We start from the raw sequence: 14,719 nt of genomic DNA, 5'->3' as shown, positions 1-14,719 counted from the left end.
AAAAAGCCAACTTGTAAAAGTTGGCTTTTGCTCCTGAAGCTGGGCTCGAACCAGCGACCCTCTGATTAACAGTCAGATGCTCTAACCTGCTGAGCTATTCAGGAGTATTTGACATTTCAGGATATCTCCTGCCTTATCATGGCGCAATATTCGGGATTTTGATTCAATTTTCAAATACCAAATTCGATCCTTTTTATATAATCGTAGGAACTTGCTCATACTCCGCTAATTAATTTTTTCCTTTGAATGATATCTCCCTTAAGTTCCTTTATCAGATCATCTTTTTATTTGCTGAAACATCATATATTGCATAAAAATTATCACGATGATTCTTTATCAGTGCCTGAGGCTGCCAGAGTGGAAATAAATAGGTAGGCATAATAGAATCAGGTTTAGAAACAATTATCGCAATGAATAAAAATTTTACTTTTCTGATTTTGTTTGCAGCACTCTGTATGAATGCAAATGGGCAAACTCGTATTAATGCCAGTGAAATTAGTAAACATCTTAATGATACAGTCACTACATCCCAGAGAATTACTGGAGGAAGGGTGCTGGAACGCGCCCATATTACCCTCTTATACCTCGGCGGAACCTTTCCCGAACATCTCTTTACAATAGTTATCAAGGAGCCAGCCCGTTCTCTATTTAAAATAAAATCTCCAGATGAATTAAAAGGAAAGGATGTTAATGTTACAGGAAGGGTGACTGAATATGGAGGACGACCTCAAATTGCAGTTACAGATTTAAGACAGTTGAAGATAGAATAGATCAATAAAAAAAGCCCTGCGTTCATGAGGAACATCAGGGCAACCTAAACCTTATCACAATTTGATAGTTATAACGCCACTCTTGGCGATATGTTTCAAAAAAAATCACTTTTTTATCTCTTGCTCACTTATCTTATGTCGTATTAACTTCTACTCCCAATTTTTCAGTGAGAATAAGCCTAGGTTCAGGTTGTTGATTAATGTCTAAGATAGGTTGAAAATCTGCGCTATATGCCGAAAACTTATCTCTGCTCTTTCCTTTTAATTGTTAATTTTGCCCCTCTATTTCAATTTTTTTAGATAATAATTTTTAAGATATACAATGGGAAGAGCATTTGAATTCCGTAAAGAAAGAAAATTTAAACGCTGGGCCAAGATGGCAGTGCAGTTTACCCGTTTGGGGAAAGAAATTGCGATGGCTGTTAAAGCGGGAGGACCAAACCCTGACGGTAACTCTCGATTGAAAACGGCAATTCAAAATGCCAAGGCCGTAAATATGCCTAAAGATAGGGTAGAAGCAGCTATCAAAAGGGCATCTAGTAAGGATTCCTCAAATTACGAAGAGATCGTGTACGAAGGATATGCTCCACATGGTGTGGCAGTTTTGATCGAAACTGCAACAGATAATACAAATCGCACAGTGGCGAATGTTCGTAGTTATTTTAATAAGGTAGGCGGTGCCTTAGGAAAAACAGGCTCTTTGGATTTTATCTTTCAACGCAAAGCTGTTTTTCGCTTTTTACCAGGAGAGCTGGACCTAGAAGAGTTGGAGTTGGAATTGATCGATGCTGGTTTGGAAGATCTTTTTGTGGAGGATGATGAAGAAGGAAATGATATTGCTGTAATTCATACCCCTTTTGAGGACTTTGGAAAAATGCAAAAGGCACTTGAAGAAAAGGGTATTGAAGTAAAAAGTGCCAAGTTGGAGAGGGTAACACTTTCTACAGCAGAAGTAAGTGAGGAGCAGGCTGTAGATGTATTGAAATTAATTGATAAACTAGAGGAAGACGATGACGTGCAGGCTGTTTATCATAATATGGCCTAATTAGTTCCTACTTATATTAACTGGATCGCAATTTGTATTAAATGCAAAGCTTCATGATCTTGATAAAAGAATTGTAAATGACTTTCGAAGAGTTTTTTGTTAAGAAGAAAATTGATCTTAATGCGTTGGCAAAGGCAGAGCCTGAGCTATTTACCGAATTCAAAAGTCATTATAATTTGATGGGAGAGAAGAGCTTCGATCACACCAAGAAGTTCTGGTTTAATAAGTTGAGGCGCTTGTACCACCTCTCAACGCCAGAAAAGGCGGTAACCCAGCTGGAAACAAAAATAGCATCCCAGGCAGAACCATTAAGTTCTCCAACAATCGAACAGAAAGCTGCGCCACTGCCAGATTCTGCAGAACCGGTGAAAACTGTTCATAAACCAGGATTCAGGCCCAGGAGTATTCCAGTTGCTAAAAGTGAAGAGAAAAAAGAGGAGATATCACCAATTGAAAATCTGGAATCAGCGGCAGCACCTGTAAAGAAACCTGGCTTTAAGCCTAGAAATATTAAACCTGCTGATCAAGGCTCTGAAGATGCAAGAAGCCTGGAAAGCAGGCCGGGTAAGACCGAAGTGTCAGATACTCCGATTGTTAAATCTGAAAGCATTAGTGAGCCAGCACAAGCCGCGAGCAAGCCTAAATTCCAAATGCGGAACGTTCCCCGGAATCCCGGAGGAATAGCAGAACAAACAGGAGATTCCACGGAAGAAAAGTTAGTGCCGGAAGCAGAAAACGCGCCACGAGGCGTTGATCAGGCACAACCCGAAAGTGCTGATGCGCCAAAGCCCGGGTACAAGCCAAGATTTAATCTGAAGAATCTGCCAAAGAAAGCAGAAGGAAGCGAACCTGATGCTGCAGACCTGAATTCGGAAGGTTCTCCTGTTTCTGAAAATGCTTCGGAAGGAGAATCTTCCGAAGCACCGAAGCCAGCGTATAAACCGAGGTTTAATATGAAGAATATTCCTCCCCAGAAGCCGGTTGAGAAGTCTGAAGAGGAAAAGGAAAGCGTATCAGACCTTGAATTGCCTCAGTCAGCACCAGCTGCAGAAAAACCGGCTTACAAGCCACGATTCAATATGAAGAGTACTCCGAAACCGAAAGCTGCGGAGCAAGTAAGTCAAAAGTCAGATGAAGGAGTTACTGAAGGCTCCGGAGAAAAAACGGAAGTCAAGGCTGAAGAAGTTAAAGGAGAGGAATCAGTTCAGAACCCAGGGGAATTGCCAGCAGCAAAGCCAGCTTATAAGCCTCGGTTTAATATGAAGAACATAAAACCAAAACCTCCGGAATCAACAGAGTAATGTGTTTTGAGCTCATCAATGGGTTAAAAGACTAAATATAGAAAAGCTGTCTTCCATGAAATATGGAAGGCAGCTTTATTTTTTTATGCTGTTACAGGTTTTAAGCCCTCAATAAATTCAGCGCGGCCCTTTTTATTCAAATTCACCTGTTGCGGAACTTTTACATAATAGCCGGTACCATCATATGGACGTTTGCGAGGGTGAGCCTTGCAAGCATCCGAGCAGCAGCCATCAAGCTTTGTTCCGCAATCATCACATTGAGTGAAGTGCTCGTTACATTCAGGATTGGCACAATTGATCATTTTTGCAGTAATAGTACCACAGTTATAACATTTAGAAATAACTACAGGATTAACGCTATTTACTTCCACCGCAACCCGGTTGTCAAATACATAACATTTCCCGTCAAAGTCTTTTCCTCCTACTTCTTTTCCGTATTTAATGATCCCTCCATGAAGTTGATAAACTTCGGGAAAGCCTTCGTGCAGAAGTAGAGCAGAAGCTTTTTCGCACTTAATACCACCCGTGCAATACGTTAAGATCTTCTTGTCTTTATACTGTTCAAGTTCTTTGATCTTTTCCGGAAACTCGCGAAAGTTATCAATATCGAGAGTAACTGCATTTTTAAACCTTCCTATAGAATGTTCATAATTCGAACGTACATCAAGAATAACAACGTCATCCCGGTCTTTCATTTCCAGAAAGTCCTTAGGCTCTAAATGCACTCCTGTTTTTTTAGTTGGATCAATAATATGTGGATCGCGTAAACCGGAGTGCACAATTTCTTCCTTGTAACGACAATGCATCTTGATGAAGGACGGTTCCTCTACTTCGTCAATCTTAAATTCAGTAGCGTTAAAGCGGCCATCAGCATAAACAGCATCCATATAGGCCTTACAGGCTTCAGGCGTACCAGAAACGGTTCCGTTTAATCCTTCGTCAGCTACTATTATTCTTCCAACAAGTCCTAATGATTTACAAAAATTGAGGTGATCAGCGGCAAATAGTTCCGCGTTTTCTATCCTGCTATAACAATAGTAAAGTAATGTTTGATATTTCGCCATAGTTCATTAATACTGCTGCAAACAGCGTGAAATGCGGTGCAAAGATACGGGTTTACAGGGATTTGTAAAGCGGTGGGTTTCTCACAGTGGTCTAATTTTACAGAATGCTTATTTAGGTGGCAGTTTAAAGAGCTGAGCCATCAGCGCCCGATGATAGATGAAATGCAACTGCTTCTGTCGGATAACAAAAAAGCCTGCATTTCTGCAGGCCTTCGCTATATATGAGTATTTGGGTTGACTTCTTAGGCAACAGTCGCGGAACTTTGTAAAATTCCTTTATATGCATTCATGTAGATCGCTTTAATATCGTCTATTGTCACTTCTCTTGGATTACCTCCCGTACAAACATCCGCCATAGCCTGTACTGACAATTTTTCTATGTCATCAGGATTAAAGGCTGTTTCTGATAGTTTTGGAATATTCAGCTTTTCTGCCATTTTAGCAAGTGCATCAACCGCCTCGAATTTGGCTTCCTCAGCTGATAGATTAGCTACATCTCTTCCTAATGCTGCTGCTATGTCTTTGAATTTTTCAGGGCATGATGCAGAATTATATTCTTCAACATAAGGGAGTAATATAGAGTTAGCTACCCCGTGTGGTAAATTATACTCTGACCCTAATTGATGAGCCATAGAGTGAACAATACCTAAGCCACAGTTTGAAAAAGAAAGCCCAGCTATATAAGAAGCCCAGGCCATTTTAGATCTTGCTTCAATATTGCTTCCATCGCTAACAGCGGTTTCCAGTGATTCGCCAATCAATTTTATAGCCTCCAAAGCTAAGGTGTCCGACAAGCGGAAGGCTCCCTTAGTAATATAAGCCTCAATTGCATGGGTAAGGGCATCCATTCCCGTAGCTGCAGTAAGTGAAGCTGGTTTTTTTACCATTAACTCAGGGTCGTTTACAGCAACGCTAGCTAAGCAATTCGGGTCAACCATTACCATTTTGATTTTTCTCACTTCGTCTGTAATAACGTAGTTAATAGTAACTTCAGAAGCAGTTCCAGCTGTCGTATTTATAGCAATAATTGGTACCGACTTATAGTGTGATTTTTCGATACCTTCATAATCTACGATGTTGCCTCCGTTAGTTTGCAAAATGCCTATAGCTTTGGCTGCATCTTGTGGAGAACCTCCGCCAACAGATAAAAGTCCGTCACAGCCCTCTGCCTTGAAAACACTAAGTCCATCATTGACATTTTTGCAGGTAGGATTAGGCTCTACTTCATCAAATAAAACAAAATCGATCCCAGAAGCTTTCAACACATCTGTTACCGTATCTACAACTCCTACCGAACGTAGCACTTTATCCGTAACCAGTAACAGCTTGGTAAGACTGAGTTTTTTAACTTCAATAGCGACATCTTTTACAGCTCCTGGCCCGATCAGATTAATTGCAGGCCAGTAAATTCTTCTAAATCCTTCCATAAAATAAGATTTGTTTAATTTGATAAAAGCTGGAGGTTTATAACAGAGGCTCCATTCTTTCACAAAGGTAGATGGACAATCGATCTAAAAAATGATTAAGCTTACTAACTAAAGTGACGAAGGTTAGAGTTGTGGTGAGTGCAAAAAGAAAAGGCTTCCAGCAATATCTGCCGAAAGCCTTCTTTATCCTATTCTGGATTTTAAAAATTAAGCTGCGCTTGTATTCTCAGCAAATTACCTTTTTGCCAGTTAATCGGTTTTGCTGCATCTTCAAACTTTCTTTTGGTCAAAGTATATTCTGTTACCAACTCGAAGTTTTTGTGCGGTTGCCATTCTAATCCTAACTCAAGTTCTCTTACATTGTAGCTGCGGGCATCTATCTCATGTTTCTTACCCCCATCGTAGTAGTGATACCTGGTAAATGGAATTAATATTTGGTTTCCCGCTTTTGTAAGGTACGAAGCTGTTACATAACCACCCTCAAGGTGTCTTTGTGCAATCTGTCCTTTTCCGTTTGCTCCATTGCTCACAAATTCGGGTCCTGTTCCCCAGTTATATTCTGCCTGAATACCGAAGGGTTGAGGGTAAAGAACAAAAGTTGCAGCAACGCGCTGATCTTTAAATTCATTTTTAGTTTTTGATACAACCCCTGTTGTTAAGCTGGTAACCACATATTTTCCTGAATAGGCCTGAATACCTGGTTCTATGATTTGTTTCTTTCCAATTTTTACAGGATAAGTCAGACGGGAAACAATATGGGGAGTATTATTGGCTTCTGGTTTATTTGCTGTCTGGCCGTTGAAGGCTCCAAAAGCAAATACCCCGTAATCTCCGCTTCCTTTCAGTCCCGAACTCACCAGGGTTGCAAATAATTCTCTCGTTTCTTTAGGAGCCCAGTAAAAGAACACTCCAAGGTCCCGCTCATTAGAAAGCGCACTGTTCAAGCCATCGTTTCGATCAAGAGGGAGACGGTTCTGACTTGACTGCATATTTTCGAATCCGAAAGGAACCTTACTTTGTCCCACCCGGAAGCGGAATTCATTATCATTATCGATTCCAAGATCGAAGTATGCATCCCTCAGTTGACCAAAATGTAAATTATCCGAAGATGCAGAAGATGCAAAATCAGGCTGTATATAAAAGTAAACTTTTTTATGTACTTGTCCGGAAAGAATAACACGAACCCGGCGAAGAAAGAGGCCGCCGTTTGATCCAATTGAGCGGTCTCCCTGCTCGTTCCTAACTTGCCCGTTCGTTTCCAATAATCGGTTATAACGCGCCTGGACATATCCACGTAGGCTTATCTTCTGGTACCATTCTGATTTTTTCTCAGCTGTGGTGGTATTCACTGGTTCTTTTTTTACAGTGTCTCGAATTGATTGGGCCGAGCTGATAGCTGTGGATGCTGTAAAAAGAGCAATCGTAAGAGTTTGAATTAAAGTCTTCATTTTCTTTGAAATTGAGGCGAAAATAGTACTTGTATTAACTCTGCTTAAATTTAGAGTTAAGTGAGTGATTGATTTAATCGAATGGTTATAAATACTTAACATATTTCTAACATTAGCCTTTTTAATGTTAATTTTCTGTTAACAGTGCAAAGGTGTAGTCGCTAGTTGAACTTCAAAAATTCATCCAAGGCTCTAGAAATTAAAAGAATTAACGAAAAGATAACCTTTATACTAAAGGTGTACCTGCCCGATCGTTTATCAACAAAAGAATGCGATGGTTTAAAAGCCGTAAAATAGGCGAAAGGCTTGTTGAACAGGGCGTCCCGGTACCCAAGACCATCCATAATCAAACCTGAAAATCAAACGCTGGATCCCTATATAGACTTCCTTATAATCCTTGAGAGGTTGTGTTAAATAAGCTCCACCAACAATCTCTTCAAGGTTTAATCGTCTAAGCAGTGGTACCTTTTTTAGCACAGCTCCGGCAAAGTTGTGTTCATAATGAGCCTCCAAGTAGCTGTTATTGGTAGCGTAGGAGTAATAGTCAAGAAAGTGAAAGTTAGGGAATAAGGGGTTGTAGACAGCAGTCTGATTACCAGTGAAATGTCTGAGGTCCGGGAAGTAAAGTGACTTCGATGAGAAGAACTTTCCCGCCGACAGGTAGAAAGAACTATAGCCCATCAATCCTGTTTTAAGCTTGTCCTGATATAGATCTGCCGAGGCGAAATCATAGTCGACTGCAGAATTAATTACCCCCTTAATTCCTTTACGATAAGTAAGCTTCAGTGTCGGGTATCGTGCAGGTTCATAAATTTTGCCGTCAGGTCTTCTCGTATAATGCTGACCGTAAGTATAGGATAGTTTAGTTTCGAAACTAAAGGCATTGCTTGCAGGGAACAGATTGTCGCCCGGATATAAACGATTGAAATCAGCAAAACTAGAATCGTTTGCGCTGTTCCTGATAGGGAACCTCCTGGCCATTTCTATCCCTCCCGTAACCATCAGGCCATCAGTTATTTCTCTCTGTGCACTGAACGACAGGAAATTTGCTTTATACTGTCTTAAATAGTTTTTACCCTCGAATAAAGAGGTAAGAGAATTGTAAAAGAGGTTTACGGTACCCCGATTGTTCAAATCCAGAAAATCGCTTCCGCCTTTAATAGTAAAGCTTTCATGCATTAGTGTATCTGTGCGATAAGTTATTTCCGCATTTAGATTCAGTAGCTTGTTGTTAGAGCTATAGCGCGCATTCGGTTCAAACTCAAGGGAGCGTTTAAAGCTGAATTGCCTCATATATCTCATTTTCAGATCCGCTCCCCACCCTTCGGTGGTATTGTAAAATAGTGTTCTGTTCAGTGGATAAAAATACCAGGAACTTCGCTTGCTGAAATTATTTATAGTGTAACCGGCAAAGGTATATTTAATGGGATTGAACCTGTTCCTTACCCTTTGGATAGAATCAACATAAGCCTTTGACCGTTGTAATTCTTCCAGGCTGTCCTTTACCGCATAGTTCCAATCTTCTTCTTCGCTTAGTGGTACTGGCCGGTTTTCTTCCCACCATTCGGAGTCTTTCTTGTTTACATCGTTTGGTATATGAAGGATCTCGTCTGTAAACACATCATGCCCGAAAGCGGGATTGGTAACGTAATTACTATATAGCCCGGTGAAATATCCCGAGAAACTAAATCCAAGGACCCGGCCACTAAATTTAAAAGTGATATCTGAGGGCAACCAATATTCATTATCGACCAAACGGAATTGTTGGCTGATGCGAAGGGTGTCAACAAAGTTTATACGAGCATCGCGGGTTAAAAGTAGATCGACGCTGTAAATCCTCCAGCTTCCTCCTACTAAATAAAGGTACCCTTTAAAAGCGGGATCGTATTTATGCTTTGGCGATATTTCAATCTTGTGAATTTCCCTTCCTTCGATATTACTCGTGCCCAACAACTTAAAATTATAGTAATTAAAAGCAAAATCTGCCACAGGCGAAACAAAGCTCTGATTGCCCCATGCTTTCCACTGGATAAGATTCTGATATAAGTTCACCTGCAGATCCAAGGCACGGTTGAATGAAAAGCCTTCCTTGTCTCCAGCTACCTTCGAAGCCAGCATTTCTTCCTTTACATGAGGATAATTGAAATAGAATTTTGACTTGGTTTCTGATTGATATATAATTCCCCTGCGATTAGAATCCAGGTTTAATGTTTGCTTAACATCTTGTCCCAGGAGCCTCTTTGGAGCGTCTACAAGTTTTTGCACCCCTTTAGTATAAACTTCACAGCTGTAGGATGGGATTTGACGTAAATACTTGCGGTTGGCCATTACTTTCTTGATCATGGCATAGGAAGGGTCATCGTGCTTACCAATCATCACCGCCTTAAGTTCGTACACATCTGGCTTCAGGATAATGTTTATAGTATCAGGACTGGTTATATAAAGCTCTCGTTCAGCTTCTTTATACCCCACGTATCTGAATAAGAGAGTATGATGCCCAGTATCAATTCTGAGAGAGTAACGCCCTGCATCATTAGCCATAGAGCTTATATTTGTCCCTTTGAGATAAATAGAAGCAAAGGGAATAGTATTTCCTTTAATATCAGTTATCGTCCCGCAGATTTCAAAATTCCCCTGAGAATACGCAAATGAAGAAATAAATAGAAAAAAGACAATAAGATACCGGAGCATTTGAGCTAAATAAGCTTTAAATAAAATTTTACCTTAATATGTTTTTAATGTAGTACAAAGTATAACGTTTTATACGTAGTTTTTATTTAAAGTGGTCAAATAAAAATGCTTTAAATGCATTAATTATTAAATTAATACTTGTAGCTCTGGCTTTTGACAAAAAGTTAAATAAGCCTTTTCTTTTTTAGAATGTTTAAGGCTTCCTCATTGAATTTTTAAAATTTATCTTTGCAGCCGTATGCAGGAAAAAATCACCCAATATACCTCAGAAATAAATACGTTTCAACCAAAATCGGTAGATGAACTTGAAGCTTTTCGCATCAGGTTTCTAGGTACGAAAGGTATTATCAAGGATCTTTTTGATGAGTTTAAAACTGTTACTCCTGAAGAAAAAAGACTTTTGGGAAAGGTTCTGAATGAATTCAAAAAGCTTGCTGAAGAGAAACACCAGTCCTTCAAAGAGCAATTCGAGTCGGGCGTTCAAGCGGGCGAAGCAAAGCAGGATTTGAGTTTGCCAGGCGAAGGTTTTGAAACAGGCTCCCGTCATCCGCTTTCACTTGTTAGAAAAGAAATAATCGAAATTTTCAAGAAATTAGGCTTTAATGTAGCAGAAGGACCTGAGATCGAGGATGATTGGCACAACTTCTCTGCCTTAAATTTTCCTGAAGAACACCCTGCCAGAGATATGCAGGATACCTTTTTCATTAAAAAGGATGCTGAAAATGGTGATATAGCTTTGCGTACGCATACTTCCTCGGTTCAAGTTAGAATGATGGAAAATGGACAGCCGCCTTTCAGAGCTATTATGCCTGGGCGGGTTTATAGGAATGAGGCTATTTCTGCAAGAGCCCATTGTTTCTTCCATCAGGTGGAAGGTTTATATGTAGATGAAAACGTTTCTTTTGCCGATTTGAAGCAGACCCTTTTTTATTTTGTTCAGGAGCTATACGGAGAGGGAACAAAAGTTCGCTTCAGGCCATCTTACTTCCCTTTTACAGAACCTTCTGCGGAGATGGATGTTTCCTGTTCTATATGCAAGGGAGCTGGTTGCCAAATGTGTAAGCACAGCGGTTGGGTAGAGATCTTGGGCTGCGGTATGGTAGACCCTAATGTATTAGAAAACTGTGGTATAGACAGCAAAAAGTTTACTGGTTATGCCTTTGGTATGGGTATTGAACGTATTACGAACTTAAAATATCAGATAAGGGATTTACGTTTGTTCTCTGAGAACGATGTAAGGTTCCTCAAGCAATTTCAAAGTGAATTGATTTAAGTTTCGGGTCAAGAGCAATGGAACAACGTATTAAAACTTCAACAATTACAACCCGCACCCTTTGGGGGTTCATTGCCATTGTTCTTGGCTCCGCTATCTTCTTGTCCTGCGGAAAGGACTCCCTTGGTATACCTGATGTTCCTGTAAATTATCGAGTCTCCGTTCAAGAATTTAATATCAAAAATAAGAATGGTATCCTGGTAGTTAACGGTCATGGTGTGGCCGGCTTAATTATAACAAAGAACAGCGGCGCTTATCTGGCATTCGATCGCTGCAGTACAGTAAATCCTGAAGCCCGGTGCGCCGTAATCCCCGACGAAAGCGGCCTTACTGCTGTCGATACCTGTAGCAATGGAGTATTTTCTCTTTACGATGGTGCACCTATGAAAGCACCTGCAAAAAAGAATTTACGACAGTACTCCGTCTATGTAACCGGAGGGTCTTTAATTCAGGTTAGCAATTAAGTATGGAGACAGATAGGGTAAGAGAAGAAATTATTCGTTCAGCGCAGGATCTTTTCCGTAAATATGGGTACCACAAAACCAGTGTTAACGAGATTGCTAAGAGAGCTAAGATTGCAAAAGCTACGATCTATAAGTATTTTGAAAGTAAGGAAGTACTTCTACATACCATTCTGATGGACTACCTGCGCATTAGTGTAAACGAAATTATTGAAAACACTAATGAGGAAACAAACAAGTCTATTTACATCAGTAACCTTATTCTAAAAACCAGTCGTTTGTCGTATGCTGTTTGTAATGAATTTATAGGATGGGACTTTATAAGAGAAAACACCAATTCTCAGGAGTTTTTGAAAACACTCTCAGATGATTTGGAAAAGCTTCTTATTGACTCCTTTCTTGATACCCACATGTTCCAGGAGGAAGAGAACAGCATAGAGAAATTGAACTTTTTAATTAAGGCAAGTAAAAATATCGTCTTCTCATTTGCTTTCACGTCCGTAAGCGATTCGGACGTAAGGAAAAATTTCGTTAGCTTCCATAAAGAAATCCTACCTTACCTGGTAAAGGCAGCCATATAAAGGCGCTAACAGATAATGCTGAGAAAGGTCTGCCTATAAGCTTTTCATTTTCTTCAGCAAGGTTTCAACCACTTTTGGGAAGTGGGTATGTTCTAACTGCTGCCCCTTGAACTTTATCATTTCCAGATCATCACCCTTCTCAATTTTAAACCTTGCCTGATGAATGATCTCACCTTCGTCGAAATGTTCATTTACAAAATGAATAGTAATTCCTGATTCCTCTTCTCCTGCCGAAAGCACCGCCTTATGAACGTTATCTCCATACATCCCTTTACCTCCATATTTAGGAAGAAGAGCAGGATGAATGTTAATTATCTTGTTCGGGAACGCTTTTAACAGGTTTTCCGGAACCAACCATAGAAAACCGGCCAGCACAATAATATCTATTTCAAGGCTTTTTAGAAGACTAACTACCGAATTGGTCTTATAGAACTCATATCTGTCAAAAACATGAGAGGGGATTTCAAAATTATCGGCACGTTGAAGCACGTAAGCATCAGGATTATTAGTAAGGACAATGGCCACTTCAGCTTCATCATGCTTTTTGAAATGTTCCATTATTTTTTGAGCATTAGAGCCCGATCCTGACGCGAAAATTGCTATGCGTTTTTTGATATCCATAATCTAGCGGTGAGCAAAATCTATTATAAACAGATGTTAATATCGAATTAATAATCAAAAAAACAAATAGAATTTGCCCCTGTAGATACTAAAGGCTTAAAAAAGAGCTACCTAGAAGAAAACTAAATTTTTTAATTATGCCAAATCTAAGTAACAGAAAGATTGCCATCTTAACGGAAAGCGGTTTTGAGGAAGTAGAATTAACCAGTCCGCTTCAGGCACTGCAAGAAGCAGGTGCAACTGTTCAGGTGGTATCTCCACAACAAAGTACTGTTCGGGGAATGAAAAATCATGATTGGTCTATTGATGTTCCTGTTGATTTAAATATTTCTCAGGCGAATGCAGAGGATTTCGACGGGCTGCTTTTACCCGGCGGTGTTTTTAACCCGGATCAGTTGAGAATGAATCAACAGGCAATTGATTTTATTAAAGCATTTTTCGAAGCGGGTAAACCAGTTGCAGCAATTTGTCATGGTCCTCAATCTTTAATCACAGCAGGAGTAGTTAAAGGCAGACGGCTTACATCTTATCCTTCTATTGCTGTTGATTTGATTAACGCAGGAGCAGAATGGTCAGACGCTGAAGTTATAGTAGATCAGGGATTAGTAACTAGTCGTAAACCTGATGATCTTCCTGCCTTTAATAGAAAAATGGTTGAAGAATTTGCTGAAGGCGTACATGCCGGACAGCATACGTAATGAACGATCTTCAATAAAAACCTTCATGAGCAAAAGCTCACAAACGGAGGTTGAAACCAGCTTGAAGGTTCTTTCTGAGATAAAAACAATTAAATTATCAGAAAAAAGCCGGCGGAGTACGCCGGCTTTTTTCTGATAGTTATTAAATGTTAGGAAGGAAAACTGCTCTCATGCAGTTGTCTGTTTTGTCATTGAACATACCATAAGCAGCTGGGCCTGCTTCCAGTGGCATAGGGTGCGTTAGCAAGAAAGATGGGTCTATTTTTTCCTGAACAATTAGATCTAGCAGGATCTCCGCATAGCGTTGTCCATGCATTTGTCCGCCTCTCATTGTTAAGCCCTTATTCATCATAACACCCATTGGGAATTTATCTATTAAACCAGCATATACCCCTACTACAGATATGGTTCCTCCTTTTCGGCAAGCCATTATCGCTTGTCTCAAAACTGCCGGGCGGTCTGATTCCAATCTTAATTTCTGCTTCGCTTTGTCATATACCTGTTCAATCCCTGTAGTCCGCGCTTCCATACCAACCGCATCAATACAAACATCCGGTCCGCGTCCACCGGTAGCTTCCTTTAATGCTTCAAGGATATCTGTACTGGTATAATCCAATGTTTCTGCTTTTGAAAACTTTGCCGCTGCTTGTAAGCGGTAATCGAAGCTATCGATAGCAATTACTTTTTCAGCACCCATAAGGTAAGCAGTTTGAATAGCCATTTGTCCAACTCCTCCTGCTCCCCATACAGCCACCACATCGCCTGGCTTTATGTTACCCATTTCTGCGGCCATATAACCAGTAGGCATCGCATCAGAAACGAATACTGCCTTTTCATCAGGGACCTCCTCAGGTACTACGAAAGCGCCGTTATCAGCAAAAGGAACCCGTATGTACTGAGCGTGGCTTCCGGCATAGCCACCAAATAAATGAGAATAACCAAAAATACCAGCGGTGGAATAGTTATAAGCCTTTTCCTGCACTATAGCATGTGGGTTGCTATTGTCGCACAGCGACCAGGAGCCGCTGCTACAATAATGACACTCTCCGCATCCAATCACAGAAACGATAACCACGCGGTCACCTTTTTTAAGTTTCCTTACGTCTTTACCTGTCTCAACAACCTCCCCCATAAATTCATGCCCTATTATATCGCCTTCGCGCATTGAAGGTACAAATCCATTGTAAAGATGAAGGTCGGACCCACATACCGAGCTCATGCTTACTTTAATAATGGCATCCCGCGAGTTAAGTATAGTCGGATCAGGTACTGTTTCTACCCTTAGATCTTTAACTCCGTTCCAACAAAGAGCTTTCATATTTTTTGTATTTCAAGGTTG

At 40.3% G+C, this 14,719-nt stretch carries 13 protein-coding genes and 1 tRNA gene; 7 read left to right on the top strand and 7 right to left on the bottom strand.

The genetic code is table 11. The features are described from left to right. Positions 1 to 30 precede the first annotated feature (30 nt). Positions 31 to 104: transfer RNA gene (locus J4N25_RS22495), tRNA-Asn, on the bottom strand. 306 nt (positions 105 to 410) lie between these two features. On the opposite strand from J4N25_RS22495, the gene J4N25_RS22490 reads away from it, so the two are divergent. The 3 genes from J4N25_RS22490 to J4N25_RS22480 all read left to right on the top strand — a co-directional run bounded on the left by J4N25_RS22490 (position 411) and on the right by J4N25_RS22480 (position 3,116). Next, on the top strand, positions 411 to 770 hold the full coding sequence (locus J4N25_RS22490) for a hypothetical protein (RefSeq protein ID WP_207424067.1): 360 nt from the start codon (positions 411 to 413) through the stop codon (positions 768 to 770). 322 nt (positions 771 to 1,092) lie between these two features. Continuing rightward, positions 1,093 to 1,815, top strand: coding sequence for a YebC/PmpR family DNA-binding transcriptional regulator (locus J4N25_RS22485; protein ID WP_207424066.1), 723 nt, complete (start codon positions 1,093 to 1,095; stop codon positions 1,813 to 1,815). Positions 1,816 to 1,892: 77 nt separating this feature from the next. Beyond that, a complete protein-coding gene (locus J4N25_RS22480) occupies positions 1,893 to 3,116 on the top strand; it encodes a hypothetical protein (protein WP_207424065.1) in 1,224 nt (407 codons plus the stop codon). An 83-nt stretch (positions 3,117 to 3,199) separates the two neighbouring features. On the opposite strand, the gene trhO is transcribed toward J4N25_RS22480, so the two are convergent. The 4 genes from trhO to J4N25_RS22460 form a co-directional block, all read right to left on the bottom strand. After that, positions 3,200 to 4,180 carry an oxygen-dependent tRNA uridine(34) hydroxylase TrhO gene (gene trhO / locus J4N25_RS22475; protein ID WP_207424064.1) on the bottom strand — a complete coding sequence of 327 codons (981 nt, stop codon included), beginning with the start codon at positions 4,178 to 4,180 and terminating at the stop codon, positions 3,200 to 3,202. Between the two features lie 242 nt (positions 4,181 to 4,422). Then, positions 4,423 to 5,607: an iron-containing alcohol dehydrogenase gene (locus J4N25_RS22470; RefSeq protein WP_207424063.1), complete on the bottom strand. Its 1,185-nt coding sequence runs from the start codon at positions 5,605 to 5,607 to the stop codon at positions 4,423 to 4,425. A 200-nt stretch (positions 5,608 to 5,807) separates the two neighbouring features. Then, complete coding sequence (locus J4N25_RS22465; RefSeq protein ID WP_207424062.1) at positions 5,808 to 7,055, bottom strand: porin; 1,248 nt, start codon at positions 7,053 to 7,055, stop codon at positions 5,808 to 5,810. Between the two features lie 279 nt (positions 7,056 to 7,334). Next, positions 7,335 to 9,746 (bottom strand): DUF5686 and carboxypeptidase regulatory-like domain-containing protein, encoded by a 2,412-nt coding sequence (locus J4N25_RS22460; RefSeq protein ID WP_207424061.1) that lies wholly within the window; start codon positions 9,744 to 9,746, stop codon positions 7,335 to 7,337. 238 nt (positions 9,747 to 9,984) lie between these two features. Between J4N25_RS22460 and pheS the strand changes: the two genes are divergently transcribed. The 3 genes from pheS to J4N25_RS22445 are packed head-to-tail and all read left to right on the top strand — an operon-like array spanning position 9,985 to position 12,061. Beyond that, the gene (gene pheS / locus J4N25_RS22455; protein ID WP_207424060.1) at positions 9,985 to 11,019 is read left to right on the top strand and encodes a phenylalanine--tRNA ligase subunit alpha; all 1,035 of its coding nucleotides are present in this window, start codon (positions 9,985 to 9,987) and stop codon (positions 11,017 to 11,019) included. A 17-nt stretch (positions 11,020 to 11,036) separates the two neighbouring features. Further along, on the top strand, positions 11,037 to 11,483 hold the full coding sequence (locus J4N25_RS22450; RefSeq protein ID WP_207424059.1) for a Rieske (2Fe-2S) protein: 447 nt from the start codon (positions 11,037 to 11,039) through the stop codon (positions 11,481 to 11,483). 2 nt (positions 11,484 to 11,485) lie between these two features. Then, a complete protein-coding gene (locus J4N25_RS22445) occupies positions 11,486 to 12,061 on the top strand; it encodes a TetR/AcrR family transcriptional regulator (protein ID WP_207424058.1) in 576 nt (191 codons plus the stop codon). Positions 12,062 to 12,094: 33 nt separating this feature from the next. On the opposite strand, the gene purN is transcribed toward J4N25_RS22445, so the two are convergent. After that, on the bottom strand, positions 12,095 to 12,676 hold the full coding sequence (gene purN, locus J4N25_RS22440; protein WP_207424277.1) for a phosphoribosylglycinamide formyltransferase: 582 nt from the start codon (positions 12,674 to 12,676) through the stop codon (positions 12,095 to 12,097). Between the two features lie 143 nt (positions 12,677 to 12,819). Between purN and J4N25_RS22435 the strand changes: the two genes are divergently transcribed. Further along, positions 12,820 to 13,380 carry a type 1 glutamine amidotransferase domain-containing protein gene (locus J4N25_RS22435; RefSeq protein WP_207424057.1) on the top strand — a complete coding sequence of 187 codons (561 nt, stop codon included), beginning with the start codon at positions 12,820 to 12,822 and terminating at the stop codon, positions 13,378 to 13,380. A 142-nt stretch (positions 13,381 to 13,522) separates the two neighbouring features. Here J4N25_RS22435 and J4N25_RS22430 read toward each other — a convergent pair whose 3' ends face one another. Further along, a complete protein-coding gene (locus tag J4N25_RS22430) occupies positions 13,523 to 14,698 on the bottom strand; it encodes a zinc-dependent alcohol dehydrogenase (RefSeq protein ID WP_207424056.1) in 1,176 nt (391 codons plus the stop codon). Positions 14,699 to 14,719 lie beyond the last annotated feature (21 nt).

The organism is Desertivirga brevis, assembly GCF_017355835.1.
The sequence above is the reverse complement of the archived record's forward strand: the minus strand, read 5'-3'. Positions and strand labels throughout refer to the sequence as shown.

Coding starts and splice junctions, on each gene's coding strand:
- J4N25_RS22460 (WP_207424061.1), bottom strand. CDS start 9,746: ATGCTCCGGTATCTTATTGTCTTTTTTCTATTTATTTCTTCATTTGCG.
- pheS (WP_207424060.1), top strand. CDS start 9,985: ATGCAGGAAAAAATCACCCAATATACCTCAGAAATAAATACGTTTCAA.
- J4N25_RS22470 (WP_207424063.1), bottom strand. CDS start 5,607: ATGGAAGGATTTAGAAGAATTTACTGGCCTGCAATTAATCTGATCGGG.
- J4N25_RS22490 (WP_207424067.1), top strand. CDS start 411: ATGAATAAAAATTTTACTTTTCTGATTTTGTTTGCAGCACTCTGTATG.
- J4N25_RS22450 (WP_207424059.1), top strand. CDS start 11,037: ATGGAACAACGTATTAAAACTTCAACAATTACAACCCGCACCCTTTGG.
- J4N25_RS22485 (WP_207424066.1), top strand. CDS start 1,093: ATGGGAAGAGCATTTGAATTCCGTAAAGAAAGAAAATTTAAACGCTGG.
- J4N25_RS22465 (WP_207424062.1), bottom strand. CDS start 7,055: ATGAAGACTTTAATTCAAACTCTTACGATTGCTCTTTTTACAGCATCC.
- J4N25_RS22445 (WP_207424058.1), top strand. CDS start 11,486: ATGGAGACAGATAGGGTAAGAGAAGAAATTATTCGTTCAGCGCAGGAT.
- trhO (WP_207424064.1), bottom strand. CDS start 4,180: ATGGCGAAATATCAAACATTACTTTACTATTGTTATAGCAGGATAGAA.
- J4N25_RS22430 (WP_207424056.1), bottom strand. CDS start 14,698: ATGAAAGCTCTTTGTTGGAACGGAGTTAAAGATCTAAGGGTAGAAACA.
- J4N25_RS22435 (WP_207424057.1), top strand. CDS start 12,820: ATGCCAAATCTAAGTAACAGAAAGATTGCCATCTTAACGGAAAGCGGT.
- J4N25_RS22480 (WP_207424065.1), top strand. CDS start 1,893: ATGACTTTCGAAGAGTTTTTTGTTAAGAAGAAAATTGATCTTAATGCG.